The organism is Bradyrhizobium sp. (assembly GCF_050014615.1).
Taxonomy (GTDB): Bacteria; Pseudomonadota; Alphaproteobacteria; order Rhizobiales; family Xanthobacteraceae; genus Bradyrhizobium.
In genome coordinates, this window is sequence record NZ_JBEKCZ010000099.1 from 1 (window position 1) to 18,889 (window position 18,889).

The window sequence follows — 18,889 nt, forward strand, 5'->3', positions numbered from 1 at the left end:
TGTTTGTAACGAAGATGAACGCCTTAGCCGCAAACCTGCACGCGGCGGATTCGCCAGCCATAGCCGTCCCAGAAGCGCTGCCGCTGCCAGTAGCAGCCGGGGGTCGCCGCCACATAGGCCGGGCCGCCATAGTAACCGTAGCCGGGTCCATAATAGCCGGGTCCGTATCCATAATAGCCAGGGCCGGCAGCAATCGCGCCGCCGACGATGGCGCCGCCAATCAATCCGCCAGCGACAGCGGCGCCCAGATATCGTTGCGCGTGGGCAGGGGCGGGCGCGGCCACGGCCGAAACGGCCAGGGTGGCGACGGCAGCCAGTGCCATCAATGTTTTCCTCATGGCATCACCTTTCTGATTGAGCAGGACAGCGGATATAGCGGGTTATCGCAGGGAAAGTTCCACATTTCACTTGAATGATCAATGAACGAGGTCGCCATATTTGGCGACAAATATGGGCTATTGCGGGGCTTTTTGCGGCGCAAAAGTCTTCCCCGGCGCAACGGTGGCTAGCCATGAGTCATGGCTGACGGCCTTCGGAATTGCGCTCGGCGGGACGTCGCTGATCTACCTCTTGGCGACGCGACCGGGCTGCCGGCGCCGTCGGGGGCGGTCGTGACGGCGGTAGCGAATAGCGGTCTGCCAGTTCCAGCAACGACCAGTATTTCTACGTAAATATTCCCGAGGTTTTTTAGATTCATTCCAGTCTGACCAGCGCATCAGTTTGGAATCACTTGAAAAGACGGTTTTTCCTTTTGCATCCCGCCGCGGTCTTAAATATCGAATGGGCACCGTTTCATCGAAGGGCCCCCGGCTTCATGATTGTCTGTTCCTGCAACGTCCTCAGCGACCATGATGTCCGTAGTGCCGTCGAGTCAGCAGAAGACCTTCCCCGAAGTGCCAAGCAGATCTATGGCTGCCTCGGCTGCAGTGCCGAATGCGGCCGTTGCGCGCGCACCATCAAGACCATTATCGACGAGGCGCTAGGCGCTTGCGCCAAGGCCTGCTGCTCCGGATGCCCGCACGGCCGGACCGAGACGCATCGGCACGCCCACGAGCACATCCGCGCCGATTTATCCCTCGAAGCGGCGGTCTGAAGCCTGAAAATATCGCTGGTTTTTTCCGGCCGGCCCGCCCGGCAGCCGCCTGCTGCCGCCTGTTCCGTGACCAGCCCAAGACCAACTCAAATCGATCCCGGACAAACCGCTTACACTCGGCTGGATCATGCGCTAGTAGCGTTTGGAGTTATTTTTTGAGGGCCGTCCCAAATGGCCCCGGCAGCGAGAGTGCATCATGCAGGGCGACGCAAAAGTCATCGATTATCTCAACAAGGGTTTGCGCAGCGAGCTCACCGCCATCAACCAGTACTGGCTGCATTATCGGCTGCTGAACAATTGGGGCCTGTTGGAAATGGCCAAGGTCTGGCGCAAGGAATCCATCGAGGAGATGAACCACGCCGACCGCTTCACCGACCGCATCCTGTTTCTCGACGGCTTTCCCAACATGCAGGTGCTCGATCCCTTGCGGATCGGCCAGGACGTCAAGGAAATCATCGAATGCGATCTTGCCGCCGAGGTCGGTGCGCGGGCGCTCTACCAGGAGGCGGCGACCTACTGCCACGGCGTCAAGGACTACGTCTCGCGCGACCTGTTCGAAAGCCTGATGAAGGACGAGGAGCATCACATCGATTTCCTCGAAACCCAGCTTGATCTGATCAAGCGGATCGGGCTCGAGCTCTACACCCAGAAGCATGTCGGCGGGCTCGAGAGCGAGAGCTAGGATAGCCGTAGCTTATATCGTCGTCCCGGCGAACGCCGGGACCCATAACCACCGGCTGTAATTGTTGTGGAAGGTCTTTCCCACCGTCATTCAAATGATGGGACACGGCGTATGGGTCCCGGATCGCGCGGAGCCTGTCATCGGGCGGCGCTTCGCGCCGACCCGTTGGCTTGTCCGGGACGACAGGTTCAGGGACCGATCGCTCACAACTGCGTCTTGTAGCGCGCCTCGACTTCGGCCTGGGTTTCCGGTCTGTCGAGCTTGGTCTGGTCGTGGATCACCTGGCTGATGCTGGGAAACACCTCGCGTTCGACCCTTGCATCTTGTGACCACAGGCGCGAGCGCATCAGCGCCTTGCCGCAGTGAAAATAGGCCTCGTGCACATCGATGCTCAGCACCGCGCGCGGCAGCTTGCCGAATTCCTCCATCGCGGCCAAAAGCTCCGGCGCCGCCGAGAGCTTGCCCTTGCCGCCGACGCGAAGCGTCTCGTCGATCCCGGGCACGAAGAAGATCAGCTGCACGAAGCCTGAGCCCTCGACGATGTTCCTGAAGCTGTCGATCCGGTTGTTGCCCGAGCGATCCGGCATCAGAAGCCGGTTCGGACCTGCGACATTGACAAAACCGGGATTGCCGCCGCGCGGCGAGGCATCGACGCTGCCGTCGGAGCCCGACGTCGCCAGCACGCAGAACGGCGACATCGCGATGAACTTCCTGGCGTGAAGGTCGATCTCCGGGCGCGCCTTGGCGATCACGCGCGGCGAGGGTTTTGGGTAAATCGATGCGAGGTCGCAGGCTGCGAGGTCGGTCAAGTGCCGTCTCCTGAAAGGGGTGACGGGCCGAAGGATATCATCGCGATATTCCGCCGGCCACCTTTTATCACCGCGCCGCGACGCCAGCGCGGTTGGATCAGACCTCGATGCCAGGCCGACCTCACACCGCGTCCGCCGGCACGAAGCAACTGATCACGATGCTGCCGCGGTGATGCACATACCACACCACGGCCTCGCCGACCGGATTGCCGCGGTCGCGGATGATGGCGCGATCGGGCACCGCCATCCACTGGCCTTCGATCGGCACCCAGTAGGCGCCTTCGCGAAAATCATATTCGGTGCGATGCCCATCGGAGATGTCGCAACAGGGCACGCCGTTCGGCGCCATCACGCCCTTGAACCAGGCGCGGATATCGGCGGGAACGTTCTCGTATTGACCGTTGTCGAAGGCGAGCGCCACGCTCGTCAGCGCGGACAAGCACGCCAGCAAGATGATCTGCGCGAACCTTCGCATGCGATCCTCCACAGCATTGCTCGCACCATCGTCGCATGCCGTTTTTTGCGGCAACCACGAATCGTAAAGCGAATGCAATTAAGCCTGAGCTGTCAGGTGGATGCACGCTCAAAAAATATGCGAAGCGCGGCGCAGCAAATTTGGTGCGATGCGAAATCCAAGAGAATTCACATCGCGCGCTGTGGCGCCGTCTGCAGCAATTCCTGCAGGGGCTGTTTGTAGAACGCCGCGTCGCCGGTGGTGAGATGTCCGCGCGTCTGCGGGCTTGCGGGGATCAGATAGAGCTGGGCGTTCTTGATGCGCTTCAACGCGGCTTCAGTAACGCCGGTCTCGGGCGGATTGCGTTCGTCATCGGCGGCATTGATCGCCAGCAATGTGGCCGCGATCCGCTCCAGCCCGGATGGGTTGTAATCGTGCGAGGCTTCCCACTGATAGATGAAGTCGTTGGCGTCTGATGTCACCGGCGTCGCCAGCCGGTCGTCGACCATCTTGTCGGCCTTGGCCGCTGATGGCGCCAGCGCCTGATAATTGAGCGTGCCGCCGGCGGAGGCGAGGCCATAGGCGGTAACAGCGTATTTCATCATCCGCGGCTGCGCGGTGTAATGGCCATTGTTGTAGTCGGGATCGTTGCGGATGGTCTCGATCATGATCCGGCGCAGCATCCAGTTGCGCGCCGCCATCTCGGTCGGCTGCGCCGCCATCGGCACCAGCGCATCCATCATGTCAGGGTATTTGGTGGCCCACAGCCAGGTGTGCATGCCGCCCATCGAATTGCCGATCACGAGCCGCAGATGCCTGATGCCGAGGCCTTCCTTGATGAGTCGATATTGCGCGTCGACCATGTCGTCGTAGTCGTATTTCGGGAACGCCGTCTTCATGCCGTCGGACGGCTTTGACGATTTGCCGTGGCCGATGCCGTCGGGAATGATGATGTAATATTTCGACGCATCGAGCGGCTGGCCGGGGCCGAACAACTCGCCGGCAAAGGCCGGCGTCAGCATGCTCAACGCCGAGCCGCCGGAACCATGCAGCACCAGCACCGGCTGGCCGGTCGGCTCACCCACCGTCGTGTAGTGCAGCCGCAGCTCCGGCAGGGTCTCGCCGGTGTGGAATTTGAAATCCCTCGCGGTCCAGTCGCCTTGCTTCGGGGTGGGATAGTCCGCCGCCAGCGCGGTCAAGGAAGTCATTGCCAGGATAGTTGCCAAGGTAATCGCCGAGAGTGCCGATAGCGCCGCGCGCAAACATGTCATGATGCGTTTCCTCAGGCACGCGGCCGCGTCGCCAAGATCGCTCGCGGCCTACGGCTAGTCCTCGACATCGGTTTCGGGACGGTCGCTGCCGGAAGCGGTCTCGGTATGCCACTTGCCGTCGGATGTCTCGTATTCGATCGCCTCGGTGCGGCCGGGCACGCGTTGTTCGGCGGCGGCGCGGCGGGCGGCGGCAAGGGCCGCGGCATGACTGGGGAAGGCTTCCGAAAATACGCCGCTGACGGTATAGGCCCAGCCGCCGTCATGCTGGACGATCTTGTAGGTGACGTGGCTCATCGGGAACTCGCTTTTGTTGGCGTGGGTACGGCGACAGGGGGGAATGCGTGGCTTATTCTAGAGCATGATCCGGAAAAGTGGGAACCGGTTTTGCGAAAAGATCATGCCGCGATGTCGGATTTTGCGCCCGCCGATCGTCTGGAAGGGTGCCCCCAATGGAAGGAGAAGACAAATGTGCCGCAACATCAAGACGCTGTTCAATTTCGAGCCGCCCGCGACCGAGGACGAAATTCAGGCCTCGGCGCTGCAGTTCGTGCGAAAGCTCTCCGGCTTCAACAAGCCGTCGCAGGCCAATGCCGAGGCGTTCGACCGCGCGGTCGCGGAAGTCGCGGCGTCGGCGCGGCGCCTCATGGTATCGCTTCACACCCACGCCCCGGCGCGCGACCGCGAGATCGAGGCCGAGAAGGCCAAAGAACGCTCGAAGCTGAGATTCGGGTGAGGATCGCGCCGGCGCGCTGCGATCCCCGTCAAACCCGGCATCGGGGAATGCCTGCACAACTGAGGAAGTACTTATGATCTGGTATGTCTATGTCGCATGGCTGTTCGCCGGCGCGTTTCTCGCCAACGCCATCCCGCACATCGTGCAGGGCATCAGCGGCAACCGGTTCCAGACCCCGTTCGCGTCGCCTTCCGGCGTCGGCGAATCCTCGGCCACCGTCAATGTGATCTGGGGTTTTGTGAATGTCGCGATCGGCGGAACGCTGTTGTACATCTTCCTGCCGCAACTGCCGCCGCCTTGGCCATTATGCGTCACGGCGCTGATCGGCGCGCTGGTGATGGCGCTGTGGCTGGCCAATCATTTCGGCAAGGTGCGGAATTCGCCGCCGCATCCGTGACGACCGGTCGCCGCAGCGCCCGCGCCGATCACTTCTTGTGCTTGTCTTTGTCCTTGTGCTTTTTTTTCTTCTTGTGGTCGTCGTCCTCGTCGTCGGAGGCATCGCCATCCTCCTCCGCCTCCAGCGCCGCTTGCTCGCTGGCGAGACGCTCAGTGGCCAGAAGACGTTCAGCGGCTTCCAGCTCGGCCGCCTCGAACTCGCGCTGGCGCTTGTAGTCTTCCCAGGCATCGAACAACAGATGCAGCCATGGCATCACCTGCTCGATCGAAGGCAATTGGCCGGGCGGACCGGGCTCGCCGCGCGGACCGGCTTCGCCCTGCACGCCGGGCTTGCCCTGCGGACCGGCTTCGCCGCGCGGGCCCGGCGCTCCCGGCTTTCCTGGCAGACCGGCCTTGCCCTGCGGTCCGGCCTTGCCGCGCGGCCCCTCCAGACCGGGACGTCCGGGATGGCCCTGCGGTCCGGGGCGCCCCGGCTCACCGCGCGGGCCCTGCGGCCCCTGTCGTCCCTGCCGGCTCGCTGTGTCGTCCGCCACCTTCGTATTCTCCCGCTGATTTCGCAGCTTTCCTTAGCAGAGGTTCGATGACAGCAGCAATTGCGTGGTGCGCCTGTGCTGACGTGATCAACATCAATCACGATCGAAGCTGGTGCGGCGTTCGTCGCGCGGATTACGCCGCGTCCCATACCACCGGCAGATTGAGCAGCCCGCGAAACGCCCAGCCACCGATCCGCACCGGCTCGGAAGGGTCCAGCCGCAAATTGTTCAACCGCCCGAAAATACCAGGCAAGGCCACATCAGCCACCATCGCGCGCGAGGCAAAGGCGCCGGCGCAATAATGCGGGCCGGCGCCGAACGCGATGCTCTTGCCGTGATCGCGCGTGACGTCGAAGGCATCGGGATTGCGAAAGCAGGCCTCGTCGCGATTGGCCGAGCCGAACATGAAGAAGACGCGATCCTCCGGCTCGAAATCGACGCCGCCATAGGACCAGGGTTTGGCGACCCGGCGCGGCGACATTCCGATCGGCGCGATCCAGCGCGCATATTCCTCGAACACGTCGATCCATTTCGCCTTTCCCGCATCGACCAGCGCGCGCTGATCGGGGTGGGTCAGCAGCGCCCAGATCGTGCCGGAAATGGCGTCGCGCGGCTCGTTCTGCCCGCCTGAGATCGCCAGCTTGATGTTGGCGCGGATGCTGTCCATGGGTTGGCCGGCCGACAGCAGCACGCTGAGGATCGAGGCATCGGGGTGCCGGGTCACCACCGGCACCATGTCGTCGATCGCGGCATCGATATCAGCGGTGGCGGCGTGGCAGCGCGCCTCTATTTCGGCGTTGCCGCTGTAATTGGCGATGCCGTCGATCATCGCCTGCGACCACGCGTCCATGTCCTGGTAGCGCATGTTGGTGAGACCGGTGATGTCCTTCAGGCACTCGGCCGACAGCGGCAGCGCGAACGCCTTGCACAGATCGGCGCGGCCGGCGGGCGCAAGTGCGGCGAGGATGCGGTCGGCATGGGCCTGAAACTGCCGGCTCCAGGTGTCGCGCACCGTGCGCGGCGACACCGCGGGAAACATCGCCGCGCGCTCCGACATGTGCGCGTCGCCGTCCTTGCGCATCATGTTGTGGCCCATCAGCCGGTTCATCAGGCCGGCCGGCTGATGCGATGAAAACACGTCGATGCGTTTCTCCTGGCTGAAAATATCGTCGCGCCGCGTAAACACCGTCGATCCCAGCTGCGGCACGAATGCGATCGGCGCCCGGGCGCGCATCTTCGCCAGGTCAGGATAGGGATCGGCCCAGAACGCCGATACGTCGATGTCAAAATGCGGGGCGTTGGACATGGGCTGATCCGTCGGCGGTGGCGCGCAGGGTGATCAAGCGGGGCGAAGCTGTCAAATCATTCGGCGGTTAGTTCCTGCAGCTATCCAGCGCCTTGTGCCAGTCGCCGGCCTCGATGGCCGGTAGCCGGTAGCTGCGGCCGCCGGCCGAGATGGTGATCGGTCCGCGCGAGTCCAGCATGTTGAGCAGGCGCGCCTTAACCGCGTTCCACTTCCTGCCGAACACCCGGGGATCGCTGTGAAGATAGCCAAGATAACTCTGCCGGAAATCGGTGCCGCCGAACACACTGGGATCCTCGAAGTCGCCGTTGAAGGTCATCCGGCCTCGCGAAGTCGAAATCGCGATGTCGGCCTCGCCTTCTTGTTTGGCCTCGCCGGGATATTTGACGTGCAGCGCAAAGCCGCGGCCGCAGCCGAGATAGAATTGTGTCTTGCCATCAGCCGAATAGGTCAGGACATCGCCGTCGTTCGGGACCACCTCGTGTTTCCAGGTGCCGGCGAAGGCGGGGGCGAGCGCGAGCGCTAAGACAATGACGGTTGCCAACACGCCAGTCGTCATACCCCGCGAAAGCGGGGTATCCAGTAATCCGCGGCGGCTCGGTTCTATCACTAACGCTGCGGGATACTGGATCGCCCGGTCAAGCCGGGCGACGACAGTCGTTGTGTTCGCGCGCATCTCAAACCGTCCGATACCCGCCGTCCGCCATCACGATCGAGCCTGTGACATAGGCCGACAGGTCGGAGGCGAGGAAGATCGCGGGGCCGACGATGTCTTCGGGTTTCCCCGCGCGGCCCAGCGGCGTGTGATCCATGAAGATCTTCATCAGTTCGGGATCGTTGGCGCGCACGCTGGCATTGAGCGGCGTTTCGATCAGCCCGGGGCCGATCGCATTGACGCGCACGCCGTGCTTGCCGAGTTCGGCGGCGAGCGCCCGGGTGAAGCCGAGCACGCCGTGCTTCGAGGCGGTGTAGGCCGGCGAGCTCGGCGTGCGCACATGCATGAACGATTGAACGGATCCGATATTGACGATCCGCCCCTTGGTGGCGCGCAGCGATCCCAGAAACGCATGGGTGACGTTGAAGGTGCCGTTGAGATTGACCGCCATGATGTCCTGCCAATCCCTGACGACGGCCTCGGCATCCCCGGTGAACGCGTTGCGGCGGTTGATGCCGGCATTGTTGACCAGGATCGAGGCCGGCCCGACCTGGGCGGCGACGCGCTTGGCGATCGCGGTGCAGTCCTCGCGCCGGGTCACGTCGAGCACCATGCTTTCGGCCTGACCGCCCGAGCGGCGGATTTCCTGCGCGGCTTCTTCGGCCGCGGTCTCGTTGGTGTCGAGCAGCACCACCTGCGCGCCCTCCTTCGCATAGCCAAACGCGATGGCGCGTCCGATCCCGGAAGCGGCACCGGTGACGACGGCAATATGGTTCTGGAGCAGGGGCATGGATGTTTCCTCTGTTTTCGATTTTGACAGAGGATAGCAAAGTCGCCGGTGCGATGGCTATGCCGCCGTGCGATGCCGGGTACGATCGTAGAACGGCGCACAGGCCTTCCTGATCTCGGCGTCCCGCGCGTCGTCGAGAAAAACGATCTCGAGATCGGCCTTGGTGTTGAACAGCGCCTTGAAGGTCTGGCCCATCTGCCCGGCCACCTTCTCGCTGTTGCGCGCATCGTCCGTGAGCAGGCCGAGCATCACGCCGCTGGTCTTGTCGTCATAGCGAACGCGCGCGAGATAGGCCCTGGTCACGGTGGCGCCGAGGCCCAGCAGCACCGCCAGCGCCTCCTTCAGGCGCTGCTCCGCCGGGCCGTCCTGTTCGCCAAGAACCTTGATATCGGGAACCTTGATATCGGGAGTGGAAGAGTGATCGAGCATTCGAGCCTCCCTTGCGAACCGTTCCCTGGCAGGACGGACGCCGGTGGGCCCGGTGCGAAACGCACGCGTGCCCACCAGCCTTCCGCCGATCGAACGGTTTCAGAACGAGCAAGTTCCCTTGCGCAACAGAACTTCCTTGACCGCCAGCGCCTCGACAAAGGTCGGCACCCGGTGGGTGACGGTCGTGTAGTGGACCGGCCACGGCGCGGTGGGCAGGTTGTTGTCCCAGACCTGGCAAAAACCGGTGTCGTGCCAGCGAATGACGTGGAAAGCGGCCTGTGCCGGGCTGGCAGCGGCCAGCGCGGTGAAGCCAAGTCCGGCAACGGCACACAGAACGGAAAGTCGACGCATGATGCAATATCTCCTGGTGAGAAATGTCGATCCCGTCTCCGCAAAGTGACTTGGGGAGATCAGGCGCCGGGGTGGGGGTTGCCCCGGCATGGGGTGTGTGTCGACGGCGCGCGATTGGGTTCAAAGCGGGGCGGGAAAATGGCGCGTGCTTTGGGTAGGTCAGGCGTCATGACAGTTCGAACCGCCGTTCGTGTGGTTAGTTAATTGCGCGGCCAGCGTAGCAACCATTAAACGCTAAGCGGCTTTTTCGGTCCACGGGGTTCCGCGCTGGACGACGGTATTGGCGTAGATCAGGAGCTTTCGGGCACAGGCGATCAGGGCTGCGTTGTGAGCTTTTCCACTTGCGACGAGGCGGGCGTAGAGGGCGATCAATGCCTTGTTCCAGCGGAAGGCTGCCGGGAGCGCAGCGGCGAACAGAGACCGGCGCAAGCGGCCACGGCCGCCAGCGATGCGGCGTTGCCCCTTATGTTGTCCGCTATCGTCGTTGAATGGAGCCAGACCGGCCAGGGCTGCAACTTCCTCGCGGCTGACTTGTCCCAGCTCGGGCATGCGGATGATGATCGCGAGCGCAGTGCGTTCGCCGATACCGGGAATGCTGAGCACCAGATCAAGCCGCATAGCCAGGTCACCATAGACACGCAGACGCTTGGCAATGCCACGTATTTGCGAGGCACGCCGCGCTTTCAGCTTTACAATGTCGCTATCGACCATACGCCGCAGCGCGGGTTCGTCGATGTGTTCAAGCCGCGTCTTGAAGCGCGCGATGTCTTCCTCGGCCTGCTCAAGGAAGGTTAGATGTCCCGCCAGTTCCGCCAGCCGTGGATCTGGCACGATCCTCGGCTGATCGATGGCAGCGGTACAAGCGGCGATTAGTAACGCATCGAGCGCGTCGTTTTTGGCGCGGCGCAAGTGCACCCGGCCAAACGCTTTGACCTGCATCGGCTGCAGCACCAGCACAGTGAAGCCGGCCGCACGCAAGTGCTCAACCACGCCGCGCTCGTACCCACCCGTCGCCTCGATACCGACGCGGGTGACGCCGGCCTTGGCCAGGTTGGCCGCCAGCATGCGCCAGCCCGGCAAGGCGTTGGCAACCTGCCACCGTTCGCTACGATTATGAACCGCGATGTCGAGCTTGGCCTTGGACGTATCGATTCCAGCCGTGATTATGTTAGTCTGTGTCATCTTCGTCGACCCTGCCTTGTGAAACGAACCAAGTTGTTCCGGCAACCATCCGGGTCCGATGAAGGTGCTGGCGCGATCACGCTACGGGGCAGCCAAAAGCGGCTCAGGGCGGGCTCGATCCGATCGCCAGCGGCCTGCTGCGGAATGCACGCCGCAGCAGGCCATTCCTCACGGAACACCCCGACGATAATCGATTTCGCTATTACAAGGGTGGGCAAAGCGAAGCGTGCCCACCACGTCTTGCCGAGCTAACCATGGTGGGCACGGTGAAAGCGCACCTTTGCCCACCCTAACGGCATTCTGTGCTACCCTTCCTCATAACCGAAAGGGAGAACGTCGATGGCCAAAAAGAAGCCGACCGCACGGGCCGCCAGCCGCGCCGCCGCGCAGAAGAAATCGCCGGCGCGCAAGACCGCCAGCAAGATCACAAACAAGACCGCCGCCAAATCCTCCGCGCGAAAAAAACTCAAGGCCAAAGCGCGCACGGTTCCCGCCGTCAAACGCGCGCGCCCGAAACAGCGCATCGCCATCAGTCATTACCGCGATGAGGATTTCAAAGCCGACGGTTTGCGCGCCTACGCGCATTACCGCGATCTCGGGGTCGCCGCGGCCAGCAACGGCCTGGCGCAGGCGCATGTGATCCGGCTGATCGGGCCGTGCAATCCCGCTGAGGTCTCGAAGCTGCATTTCCACGACGTCGAATTCCAGATGGTCTATGTGCTCAAGGGCTGGGTCAAAACCTACATGGAAGGGCAGGGCGAGACCCTGATGAAAGCCGGCAGCGCCTGGACCCAGCCGCCCCGCATCAGGCACCTGATCATGGATTATTCCGACGACGTCGAATTGCTGGAAGTGATCCTGCCCGCGGAATTCAAGACGGTCGAACTCGCGACCTGATGCGCGCGCCTCCAGGGCTCAGCTCAGCACCCCCACGATCGCGCCGATCAGGCAGGTCGTGAGCGTGCCCGAGACGATCGATTTCAATCCGAGCGCATTGATCTCGTCACGGCGTTCCGGCGCCATGGTGCCGAGGCCGCCGATCATGATGCCGAGGCTGCCGAAATTGGCGAAGCCGCACATCGCGTAGAGCATGATGAGCTTTGAGCGCGGATCGAGCGCGTCGGGCCCCAGTTTGGACAGATCGACATAGGCGATCAGCTCATTGAGCACGGTTTTGGTGCCCATCAGGCTGCCCGCCGTGATCGCCTGCGGCCACGGCAGGCCCATCAGCCAGCACACCGGCGCCATGATATAACCGAGCATCCGCTGCAGCGAAATCGCGCTGCCGCCGATCGCGGGCAACAATCCGAGGATCGCATTGGCAAGCGAGACCAGCGCCACCAGCACGATCAGCATCGCGATAATATTGAGCAGCAGCTCAAGCCCGGCAGTGGTGCCCTTGACGATCGCGTCCATGGTCGAGGACGCATGCATGTCGGGATCGCCAAACCCGCCGCCGGTGCGTCGCTCGTCGGTCTCCGGCACCATGATCAGGCTGATCAGAATGGCCGCCGGCGCGCCGAGTACCGAGGCGATGACAAAATGCGCCGCGGCATCCGGAATGAGCGGCGCCAGCAGCGTGGCGTAGAGCACCAGCACGGTGCCGGCGATGCCCGCCATGCCGCCGGTCATCACCAGGAACAATTCGCTGCGCGTCAGCTGCGCCAGATAAGGCCGGATGAACAACGGCGCTTCGACCATGCCGAGAAAGATGTTGGCGGCGGTGGAAAGTCCCACCGCGCCGCCGACCCCGAGCGTGCGCTCCAACAGCCACGCCATGCCGCGCACCACCGGCGGCAGGATGCGCCAATAGAACAACAGCGTGGTGAGTACGCTCATGACCAGCACCACGGGCAGCGCCTGGAACGCCAGGATGAAATCCGCGCCGGGGGCTTTCAGATCGAACGGCAGCGCGCCGCCGCCGAGGTAGCCGAACACGAACGAGGTGCCGGCCCGCGAGGCGGATGAGATCGCGCCGACGGCATCGTTGATGGCCCCGAAGGCGTGCGCGACGAAAGGAAGCCTGATCAGCGCCACGGCGGTCAGCACGGTGACAGTGAGGCCGATGGCGGTCTGCCTCAAGGAGACCGCGCGGCGGTTTTCACCGCATAGCCAGGTGATCGCCAGCAACGCCAGCACGCCGAACGCCGATTGCAATTGAAGCATGATTCCCCCGAGAAGCCCGCGGCGATTATGAAGGCAGCGCGCCAAGCTGCGCAATGCATTTGCGAGCCGGTTTCGCGGGCCAGGGACTGTCGCGCTGTCAGCCGGCGGCAGCGCAGGGCAGCGACGGCAGGCGCAAAACGCAATCCACCCGTGCAGTCCAGCCGCCGACATTGACAACCGGTCAGCGGTACGCCACGGCATCACCATGGCATGGCGCGGGCGACTGCTCACGATTGCAAGCAAACAAACCGGTTGACGATGTCGTCCACGATCCAGGCGGGCTCCAGCGCGCTGCTGCGGCACAAATCGTTTCTGCTGTATCTGCTGTCGCGCAGTTTCTCGCGCTTCTCCAGCCAGATTGCCGCGGTCGCGGTGGGTTGGCAGATCTATGATCTGACCGGCAGCGCGTTCGCGCTCGGCATGGTCGGACTGGTCCAGTTTCTTCCGACGCTGCTGTTGGTTTTCGTCGCGGGCCACGCCGCGGATCGCTATGAGCGCAAGCGCGTCGCGCAGCTCTGCCTGCTCGTTGAAGCGCTGACCGCGCTGTATCTGGCATGGGGCGCCTATGCGGGCTCGTTGACGGTGGTGCAGATTTTTATCGCGATGGCGGTGTTGGGCACCGCCGGCGCATTCGAAAGCCCGACCATCGCCGCACTGCTGCCGCTGATCGTGCCCGAAGGCACGCTGCAGCGCGCGACCGCGATCTCGAGCGGCGCGGCGCAGCTCGCCACCATCACCGGACCGGCGCTGGGTGGTTTGGCCTATGCGGTAGCGCCGAGCCTGCCTTACGGTGTGATGGCCTTGTTCTGGCTGCTGGGGACGATCCTGATGGGTGCGATCCAGCCGGCGAAATCCGATTTCGTCAGGGACGCGGCGACGCCGGCCGACCTGTTCGCCGGGGTCAGGTTTGTCCGCAACAATCCCGCCATTCTGGGCACCATCTCGCTCGATCTGTTCGCGGTGCTGCTCGGCGGCGCCACGGCGCTGCTGCCGATTTATGCGCGCGATATTCTGCAGACCGGCCCGCTCGGCCTCGGCATTCTGCGCGCCGCGCCCGCGGTCGGCGCGTTGCTGATGACCGCTCTGCTGGCGCGCTATACCATCGACCGCCGCGTCGGGATGCGGATGTTTCAGGCCGTGATCGTCTTCGGAGTGGCGACTGTGGTGTTCGCCGTTTCGCACTGGATGTGGCTCTCGGTTCTGGCGCTGGCGATATTGGGCGCGGCCGATGTCGTCAGCGTGGTGATCCGTTTTTCGCTGGTGCAACTCGCCACGCCGGACGAGATGCGCGGCCGGGTCGGCGCAGTCAATTTCCTGTTCATCAACGCCTCCAACCAGCTCGGCCAGTTCGAAAGCGGCGTCACCGCCGCGCTGTTCGGCGCGATGCCGGCGGCCGCGCTGGGCGGCCTCGGCACCATCGCGATCGCGCTGTTGTGGATGAAGCTGTTTCCGGCGCTGCGCGATGTGCAGCGGCTGGAGTAGGGGCCTCTACTTTTACCCCCGTCCCACGAACGGCATCTTGCTGGCCATCACCGTCATGAACAGCACGTTGGCGTCGAGCGGCAGGCTGGCCATATAGGCCACGGCGTCGCCGACCGCCTTGGAGTCCATCCGTGGCTCCGGCATCTTGCGGCCGTCGGGCTGCAGCACGCCGTCGACCATGCGGTCCGTCATCGGGGTGGCGGCGTTGCCGATGTCGATCTGCCCGACCGCGATGTCGTAGCCGCGGCCGTCGAGATTGGTCGCCTTGGTGAGACCGGTGATGGCGTGCTTGGTCGAGGTATAGGCCGAGGAGTACGGCCGCGGCGCATGCGCCGAGATCGAGCCGTTATTGATGATGCGGCCGCCGCGCGGGGTCTGGTCCTTCATGATCCGGAACGCGTGCTGGGTGCACAGGAACGGCCCGGTGAGGTTGGTGGCGACCACCGCCTGCCATTGCGCCAGACTGAGATCCTCGAAATTCACCGGCGGTGCGCCCATGCCGGCATTGTTGAACAGCACATCGAGCCGGCCATAGACCTCCGTCACCTTGGCGAACAGGGCCGCGATCGATCCGGGATCGGTCATGTCGGCGGGAACCGGAAGGCTCTTGCCATTGCCGCCGAGTTTTTGGGTCTCCTCCAGCTTTTCCAGCCGCCGCCCGGCCAGCACGACGGTGAAGCCGGCGTTCATCAGCGCCAGCGATGCCGCGCGCCCGACCCCGGTGCCGGCGCCGGTTACCACCGCGATCTTGTTTTTTGCTTCGGTCATTTGCTTCCTGCCTGTTAGGTTTTTGGTGTTATTTCGGTCTTGTAGGGCGGCCGTGGAATATTCTGATGCGCCTGGCGCAGCGCCGCCGACCAGCGCGAACGCAGATCGTGAAAATACGGCTCGCCCGCCTCGATGCGGTGATTGAGATCGGCCTCGCAGATATCGGATCGTACCACCAGCACGTCGATCGGCAGGCCGACGCCGAGATTGGAGCGCATCGTCGAGTCCATCGAGATCAGGCTGGTCTTGAGCGCTTCGTACAGTTCGACATCATAATGCATGGCGCGGTCGAGCACCGGCTTGCCGTATTTGTGCTCGCCGATCTGCAAATACGGGGTGTCGGTGGTGCATTCGATGAAATTGCCGGCCGGGTAGACCATGAACAGCCGCATCCGCGACCCCTTGATCTGGCCGCCGAACAGGAACGACACGTCGAAATTGATGTCCTCGGACTGCAGCGCGGTGCCTTCGGTGGCGTGGACCGCGCGGATCGCCTTGCCGATGCGCTGGGCGGCCTGGAACATGGTCGGCGCGTTCATCAGGGTCTCGCGCTCGCCATTGTCCGGATTGTCGAACCCCTCGGTCAGCAGGCTAAGCACCGTTTGGCTGATCGAGAGGTTGCCGGCGGCGGCGATCGCCATGATGCGTTTGCCCGCATCCTTGAAGACGTGGAGCTTGCGGAAGGTCGCGATGTTGTCGACGCCGGCATTGGTGCGCGTATCGGCGAACATCACCAAGCCTTCGCGCACCAGAATGCCGCAGCAGTAGGTCATCGATTTTCTCGCTCCATCAACGCGGCCTTTATAATAGCGGCCGTCCGCCTGCGGCAATGCCGCCACCGCTTTGCCCGCTCATTGATCCACTTTGATCGCAACTGCGAGCTTTTCATCGCCTGTGCCGTAGCGGGTTCCGCGCACCGGGACGGCGCCGAGAGCGTCAAGCCCAACAGCGACCCGAACATACGCCTCGGTTGGGCAAACACAGTTGACCACATCGAAGCCGACCCAACCGAGACCGGGGACGAAACTCTCAGCCCAGGCGTGGCCGCCGTGCTGCTCAACGGTGCTGTCGGCGCAAAGATACCCAGCGATGTAGCGCGCCGGGATCGCGAAGCTGCGCGCTGCTCCGATAAAGATATGCGTCAGATCGCGGGCGACGCCTCGCTTGCGCGCGAAAACCTCGACGGCCGTCGCAGCTTCTTGCGGTTCGTCGTGATCGTGGGGCAATTCCTCGTGCAACCGGTGCATCAGGGCGTGAAGGTGACCGAGAACGTCGTTGCCGTCCGCGGCACGGGTCTCGCCGGCAAACTCACGGATGCGTTCATCAGCCTGCGTCAATGACGTGTCACGGAGGAACAAGCTTGGCGGAAAACGTTCAACGGTACCGCGTACCACTCCCTCCGTGTTCTGTGTCTCGACTTCGCCATCGACGTTGATGCTCAACGTTTCCAGCGGTCCATCGGCTGTAAACACGTGCGTCAGATTGCCGAAGGCGTCTTCGTGCGCGTTGAGCCGCGCGTCGGTCGAAACATCGATGCGCCAGCCGATGACGTGTTGGCCGTCATGGTTGCGCGGCGTCAGCCGCAACACCTGGATTGCCCCAGCTGCGGGCGGGTCGTAGCGACGGACGATGTTGTGGGCGATGCGAAGGCGCATGTGACAGGTATCAATAGTCAGTATTTTGTCGTCAGAAGCTATCAGACAATAGACGAGGCGGGGCCGCGTTGTCCTTAGCCTTCTGATTACTGACCACTCCTGTCACATCAGATATTGCTGCGCTATGGCGGTTCCGAGCCGGTTGTTATCCTCGACAAAATCGTCGATGAACTCGTGCAATCCGTTCTGAAAAACCTCTTTGATGCGGGCGTTTTGCAGGCGCCCTCGCACCGCGCGGGCCTGACGCTGGGCATTGCCCTGGCGGCCGTAGGCATTGCCGATGCGGTCGAGATTTTGCACAAGATTCTCATAGCAGCTCGCCAGCGAGCGCGGCATCTCATCCTTGAGCATGAGCAGATCGGCGACGAGCCACGGCTTGACGTTCTCGCGATAGACCCAGTGATAGGCCGTGAGAGCTGACACCGAACGCAGGATCGAGGCCCATTGATGATAGTCGAGTGGGCCGCCGACCCGTTCATGCTCTGGCAGCAGCAAGTGGTATTTGACGTCGAGGATGCGCGCCGTGTTGTCGGCGCGTTCGATATAGACCCCGAGCCGGGAGAACCAGTAGGCGTCGTTACGCAACATGGTGCGGTAGGCCGATCCGTCGAACCGCAGTGACGATTCCTGGACCCAGCGCAGGAAGCGAGCGAACTCTTCCCGCGATCGCGGCCCATTGCCCCACTTCTTGAGTTCGAGCCAGGCGCTGTTGATCACGTCCCACATTTCGATGGTCAGCGCGGTGCGTACCGAACGCGCGTTCAGGCGTGCCGTCTCGATGCAGTTGCGAATCGAGGACGGATTGCTGGTCGAGAACGCCAAAAACTCGGTGACGGTCTCTTCGTTCGCTTCCGAATAGGTCGCGAAGAACGCGCTGGCGCAGCCCGCGGTGGCGACGGCGGACTCCCATTCGTTCGAGGTTCCGACATAAGCCAGTGGCAGGGCCGTGAGCCGGTAGGTGGTCTCCAGAATGCGCGCGAGATATTCCGCCCGCTCGACATAGCGGGCGAGCCAAAACAGGTTATCGGCTGTGCGGGAAAGCATCGCTAAGGCTTAACCGTCTAACACCCAGGTGTCCTTGGTGCCGCCGCCCTGGCTGGAATTGACCACAAGCGAACCCTTCTTCAACGCGACGCGCGTCAATCCGCCCGGCACGATGCGGACCCGGTCGCTCCCCGAGAGCACAAAGGGCCGGAGATCGACGTGACGGGGCGCAATGCCCTCTTCGACACAGGTAGGGCAGGTCGAAAGCGCAAGCGTCGGCTGCCCGATGAAATTTTTCGGGTCGGACTTAAGCTTAGCGCGGAACGCGGCGATCGCGGCTTTGTCTGCCTTCGGACCAATCAGCATGCCGTAGCCGCCCGAGCCGTGCACTTCCTTCACCACCAGCTCATCCAAATGGTCGAGGACGTAAGCGAGATGCTCGGTCTCGCGGCACCGCCAGGTCGGCACATTCTTCAGAAGCGGTTCTTCGCCGAGGTAGAATTTCACGATCTCCGGCATGTAGCTGTAGACCGCTTTATCGTCCGCGACGCCGGTACCGACGGCGTTTGCAAGGGTGACATTGCCCGCCTGATAGGCCGACATCAGGCCGGGCACGCCGAGAGCGCTATCGGGCCGGAACACCAGCGGATCGAGGAAGTCGTCGTCGATCCGGCGATAGATCACATCGACGCGCTTTAGGCCCTCGGTCGTGCGCATGTAAATCAGGTCGCCCTTGGCGACGAGATCGCGGCCCTCGACCAATTCAACGCCGAGCTTGTCGGCAAGAAATGAATGCTCGTAATAAGCGGAATTGTAGACCCCGGGCGTGAGCAACACGACGGTCGGCTCTGCGGAAGCCGTCGGCGGTGCGATTGATTTCAGCGTTGCCAGAAGCTCGTCCGGATAATTCTCGACCGGCGCAACGCGATAGCGCGAGAATAATTCGGGGAAGAGCCGCAGCATGATCTCGCGGTTTTCCAGCATGTAAGAGACACCCGAAGGCGTTCGCGCGTTGTCTTCGAGCACATAAAAATTGTCGGCGTCGACGCGTATGACGTCGATGCCGGCGACATGGACATAAATGTCGTGCGGCACCTTTTGCCCGTTCATCTCCGGGCGGAAGACCGGGTTCTGAAAGACCAGGTCCTCAGGA

General features: G+C 63.0%; 24 protein-coding genes. 6 read left to right on the top strand and 18 right to left on the bottom strand.

Features of this window, described 5'->3' with window-relative positions:
• Nucleotides 1-23: 23 nt before the first annotated feature.
• Nucleotides 24-338: a hypothetical protein gene (locus tag ABR948_RS16865; protein WP_428119860.1), complete on the bottom strand. Its 315-nt coding sequence runs from the start codon at nt 336-338 to the stop codon at nt 24-26.
• 476 nt (nt 339-814) lie between these two features.
• On the opposite strand from ABR948_RS16865, the gene ABR948_RS16870 reads away from it, so the two are divergent.
• Together ABR948_RS16870 and bfr are read left to right on the top strand one after the other, a co-directional pair.
• Complete coding sequence (locus ABR948_RS16870) at nt 815-1,093, top strand: (2Fe-2S)-binding protein (RefSeq protein WP_428119906.1); 279 nt, start codon at nt 815-817, stop codon at nt 1,091-1,093.
• 196 nt (nt 1,094-1,289) lie between these two features.
• Nucleotides 1,290-1,775, top strand: a complete 486-nt coding sequence (gene bfr / locus ABR948_RS16875; RefSeq protein WP_428119862.1) for a bacterioferritin — start codon at nt 1,290-1,292, stop codon at nt 1,773-1,775.
• A 203-nt stretch (nt 1,776-1,978) separates the two neighbouring features.
• On the opposite strand, the gene ABR948_RS16880 is transcribed toward bfr, so the two are convergent.
• The 4 genes from ABR948_RS16880 to ABR948_RS16895 all read right to left on the bottom strand — a co-directional run bounded on the left by ABR948_RS16880 (nt 1,979) and on the right by ABR948_RS16895 (nt 4,603).
• Nucleotides 1,979-2,584, bottom strand: a complete 606-nt coding sequence (locus ABR948_RS16880) for an MSMEG_1061 family FMN-dependent PPOX-type flavoprotein (RefSeq protein WP_428119864.1) — start codon at nt 2,582-2,584, stop codon at nt 1,979-1,981.
• A gap of 121 nt (nt 2,585-2,705) precedes the next feature.
• Entirely contained in the window at nt 2,706-3,059 is a 354-nt protein-coding gene (locus ABR948_RS16885) for a hypothetical protein (protein ID WP_428119866.1), read from the bottom strand.
• Nucleotides 3,060-3,226: 167 nt separating this feature from the next.
• Nucleotides 3,227-4,309, bottom strand: coding sequence for an alpha/beta fold hydrolase (locus tag ABR948_RS16890; RefSeq protein ID WP_428119868.1), 1,083 nt, complete (start codon nt 4,307-4,309; stop codon nt 3,227-3,229).
• Nucleotides 4,310-4,363: 54 nt separating this feature from the next.
• Nucleotides 4,364-4,603, bottom strand: a complete 240-nt coding sequence (locus tag ABR948_RS16895; RefSeq protein ID WP_428119870.1) for a DUF2188 domain-containing protein — start codon at nt 4,601-4,603, stop codon at nt 4,364-4,366.
• 172 nt (nt 4,604-4,775) lie between these two features.
• Between ABR948_RS16895 and ABR948_RS16900 the strand changes: the two genes are divergently transcribed.
• Nucleotides 4,776-5,042, top strand: a complete 267-nt coding sequence (locus ABR948_RS16900) for a DUF2277 domain-containing protein (protein WP_428119872.1) — start codon at nt 4,776-4,778, stop codon at nt 5,040-5,042.
• 73 nt (nt 5,043-5,115) lie between these two features.
• The gene (locus ABR948_RS16905) at nt 5,116-5,439 is read left to right on the top strand and encodes a hypothetical protein (protein ID WP_428119874.1); all 324 of its coding nucleotides are present in this window, start codon (nt 5,116-5,118) and stop codon (nt 5,437-5,439) included.
• 28 nt (nt 5,440-5,467) lie between these two features.
• Here ABR948_RS16905 and ABR948_RS16910 read toward each other — a convergent pair whose 3' ends face one another.
• The 7 genes from ABR948_RS16910 to ABR948_RS16940 form a co-directional block, all read right to left on the bottom strand.
• Complete coding sequence (locus ABR948_RS16910; protein WP_428119876.1) at nt 5,468-5,971, bottom strand: collagen-like protein; 504 nt, start codon at nt 5,969-5,971, stop codon at nt 5,468-5,470.
• A 133-nt stretch (nt 5,972-6,104) separates the two neighbouring features.
• Nucleotides 6,105-7,277, bottom strand: a complete 1,173-nt coding sequence (locus ABR948_RS16915; protein ID WP_428119878.1) for a cytochrome P450 — start codon at nt 7,275-7,277, stop codon at nt 6,105-6,107.
• A gap of 67 nt (nt 7,278-7,344) precedes the next feature.
• Nucleotides 7,345-7,818 (bottom strand): hypothetical protein, encoded by a 474-nt coding sequence (locus ABR948_RS16920; RefSeq protein ID WP_428119880.1) that lies wholly within the window; start codon nt 7,816-7,818, stop codon nt 7,345-7,347.
• Nucleotides 7,819-7,951: 133 nt separating this feature from the next.
• On the bottom strand, nt 7,952-8,719 hold the full coding sequence (locus tag ABR948_RS16925; protein ID WP_428119882.1) for an SDR family NAD(P)-dependent oxidoreductase: 768 nt from the start codon (nt 8,717-8,719) through the stop codon (nt 7,952-7,954).
• Nucleotides 8,720-8,776: 57 nt separating this feature from the next.
• On the bottom strand, nt 8,777-9,148 hold the full coding sequence (locus ABR948_RS16930) for an enhanced serine sensitivity protein SseB C-terminal domain-containing protein (RefSeq protein ID WP_428119884.1): 372 nt from the start codon (nt 9,146-9,148) through the stop codon (nt 8,777-8,779).
• A 99-nt stretch (nt 9,149-9,247) separates the two neighbouring features.
• On the bottom strand, nt 9,248-9,499 hold the full coding sequence (locus ABR948_RS16935) for a hypothetical protein (RefSeq protein ID WP_428119886.1): 252 nt from the start codon (nt 9,497-9,499) through the stop codon (nt 9,248-9,250).
• Between the two features lie 234 nt (nt 9,500-9,733).
• A complete protein-coding gene (locus ABR948_RS16940) occupies nt 9,734-10,681 on the bottom strand; it encodes an IS110 family RNA-guided transposase (RefSeq protein ID WP_428119888.1) in 948 nt (315 codons plus the stop codon).
• A 339-nt stretch (nt 10,682-11,020) separates the two neighbouring features.
• On the opposite strand from ABR948_RS16940, the gene ABR948_RS16945 reads away from it, so the two are divergent.
• The gene (locus tag ABR948_RS16945) at nt 11,021-11,578 is read left to right on the top strand and encodes a cupin domain-containing protein (protein ID WP_428119890.1); all 558 of its coding nucleotides are present in this window, start codon (nt 11,021-11,023) and stop codon (nt 11,576-11,578) included.
• Between the two features lie 18 nt (nt 11,579-11,596).
• On the opposite strand, the gene ABR948_RS16950 is transcribed toward ABR948_RS16945, so the two are convergent.
• Complete coding sequence (locus tag ABR948_RS16950) at nt 11,597-12,847, bottom strand: NupC/NupG family nucleoside CNT transporter (RefSeq protein WP_428119892.1); 1,251 nt, start codon at nt 12,845-12,847, stop codon at nt 11,597-11,599.
• Between the two features lie 258 nt (nt 12,848-13,105).
• On the opposite strand from ABR948_RS16950, the gene ABR948_RS16955 reads away from it, so the two are divergent.
• Nucleotides 13,106-14,329, top strand: a complete 1,224-nt coding sequence (locus tag ABR948_RS16955; RefSeq protein ID WP_428119894.1) for an MFS transporter — start codon at nt 13,106-13,108, stop codon at nt 14,327-14,329.
• Nucleotides 14,330-14,341: 12 nt separating this feature from the next.
• On the opposite strand, the gene ABR948_RS16960 is transcribed toward ABR948_RS16955, so the two are convergent.
• The 5 genes from ABR948_RS16960 to ABR948_RS16980 all read right to left on the bottom strand — a co-directional run.
• Nucleotides 14,342-15,097 (bottom strand): SDR family oxidoreductase, encoded by a 756-nt coding sequence (locus ABR948_RS16960; protein WP_428119896.1) that lies wholly within the window; start codon nt 15,095-15,097, stop codon nt 14,342-14,344.
• A 14-nt stretch (nt 15,098-15,111) separates the two neighbouring features.
• Nucleotides 15,112-15,870, bottom strand: a complete 759-nt coding sequence (locus ABR948_RS16965) for a proteasome-type protease (RefSeq protein ID WP_428119898.1) — start codon at nt 15,868-15,870, stop codon at nt 15,112-15,114.
• 78 nt (nt 15,871-15,948) lie between these two features.
• Nucleotides 15,949-16,752 carry a transglutaminase family protein gene (locus ABR948_RS16970; protein ID WP_428119900.1) on the bottom strand — a complete coding sequence of 268 codons (804 nt, stop codon included), beginning with the start codon at nt 16,750-16,752 and terminating at the stop codon, nt 15,949-15,951.
• 102 nt (nt 16,753-16,854) lie between these two features.
• Nucleotides 16,855-17,796, bottom strand: coding sequence for an alpha-E domain-containing protein (locus ABR948_RS16975; RefSeq protein ID WP_428119902.1), 942 nt, complete (start codon nt 17,794-17,796; stop codon nt 16,855-16,857).
• 9 nt (nt 17,797-17,805) lie between these two features.
• On the bottom strand, nt 17,806-18,889 hold a 1,084-nt coding region (locus ABR948_RS16980; RefSeq protein ID WP_428119904.1), incomplete at its 5' end, for a circularly permuted type 2 ATP-grasp protein.

Bases quoted from the DNA above. Each gene is read 5' to 3' on its own strand.
- ABR948_RS16865 (WP_428119860.1), bottom strand. From the start codon at position 338: ATGAGGAAAACATTGATGGCACTGGCTGCCGTCGCCACCCTGGCCGTT.
- ABR948_RS16870 (WP_428119906.1), top strand. From the start codon at position 815: ATGATTGTCTGTTCCTGCAACGTCCTCAGCGACCATGATGTCCGTAGT.
- bfr (WP_428119862.1), top strand. From the start codon at position 1,290: ATGCAGGGCGACGCAAAAGTCATCGATTATCTCAACAAGGGTTTGCGC.
- ABR948_RS16885 (WP_428119866.1), bottom strand. From the start codon at position 3,059: ATGCGAAGGTTCGCGCAGATCATCTTGCTGGCGTGCTTGTCCGCGCTG.
- ABR948_RS16890 (WP_428119868.1), bottom strand. From the start codon at position 4,309: ATGACATGTTTGCGCGCGGCGCTATCGGCACTCTCGGCGATTACCTTG.
- ABR948_RS16895 (WP_428119870.1), bottom strand. From the start codon at position 4,603: ATGAGCCACGTCACCTACAAGATCGTCCAGCATGACGGCGGCTGGGCC.
- ABR948_RS16900 (WP_428119872.1), top strand. From the start codon at position 4,776: ATGTGCCGCAACATCAAGACGCTGTTCAATTTCGAGCCGCCCGCGACC.
- ABR948_RS16905 (WP_428119874.1), top strand. From the start codon at position 5,116: ATGATCTGGTATGTCTATGTCGCATGGCTGTTCGCCGGCGCGTTTCTC.
- ABR948_RS16915 (WP_428119878.1), bottom strand. From the start codon at position 7,277: ATGTCCAACGCCCCGCATTTTGACATCGACGTATCGGCGTTCTGGGCC.
- ABR948_RS16925 (WP_428119882.1), bottom strand. From the start codon at position 8,719: ATGCCCCTGCTCCAGAACCATATTGCCGTCGTCACCGGTGCCGCTTCC.
- ABR948_RS16930 (WP_428119884.1), bottom strand. From the start codon at position 9,148: ATGCTCGATCACTCTTCCACTCCCGATATCAAGGTTCCCGATATCAAG.
- ABR948_RS16935 (WP_428119886.1), bottom strand. From the start codon at position 9,499: ATGCGTCGACTTTCCGTTCTGTGTGCCGTTGCCGGACTTGGCTTCACC.
- ABR948_RS16940 (WP_428119888.1), bottom strand. From the start codon at position 10,681: ATGACACAGACTAACATAATCACGGCTGGAATCGATACGTCCAAGGCC.
- ABR948_RS16945 (WP_428119890.1), top strand. From the start codon at position 11,021: ATGGCCAAAAAGAAGCCGACCGCACGGGCCGCCAGCCGCGCCGCCGCG.
- ABR948_RS16950 (WP_428119892.1), bottom strand. From the start codon at position 12,847: ATGCTTCAATTGCAATCGGCGTTCGGCGTGCTGGCGTTGCTGGCGATC.
- ABR948_RS16955 (WP_428119894.1), top strand. From the start codon at position 13,106: ATGTCGTCCACGATCCAGGCGGGCTCCAGCGCGCTGCTGCGGCACAAA.
- ABR948_RS16960 (WP_428119896.1), bottom strand. From the start codon at position 15,097: ATGACCGAAGCAAAAAACAAGATCGCGGTGGTAACCGGCGCCGGCACC.
- ABR948_RS16965 (WP_428119898.1), bottom strand. From the start codon at position 15,870: ATGACCTACTGCTGCGGCATTCTGGTGCGCGAAGGCTTGGTGATGTTC.
- ABR948_RS16970 (WP_428119900.1), bottom strand. From the start codon at position 16,752: ATGCGCCTTCGCATCGCCCACAACATCGTCCGTCGCTACGACCCGCCC.
- ABR948_RS16975 (WP_428119902.1), bottom strand. From the start codon at position 17,796: ATGCTTTCCCGCACAGCCGATAACCTGTTTTGGCTCGCCCGCTATGTC.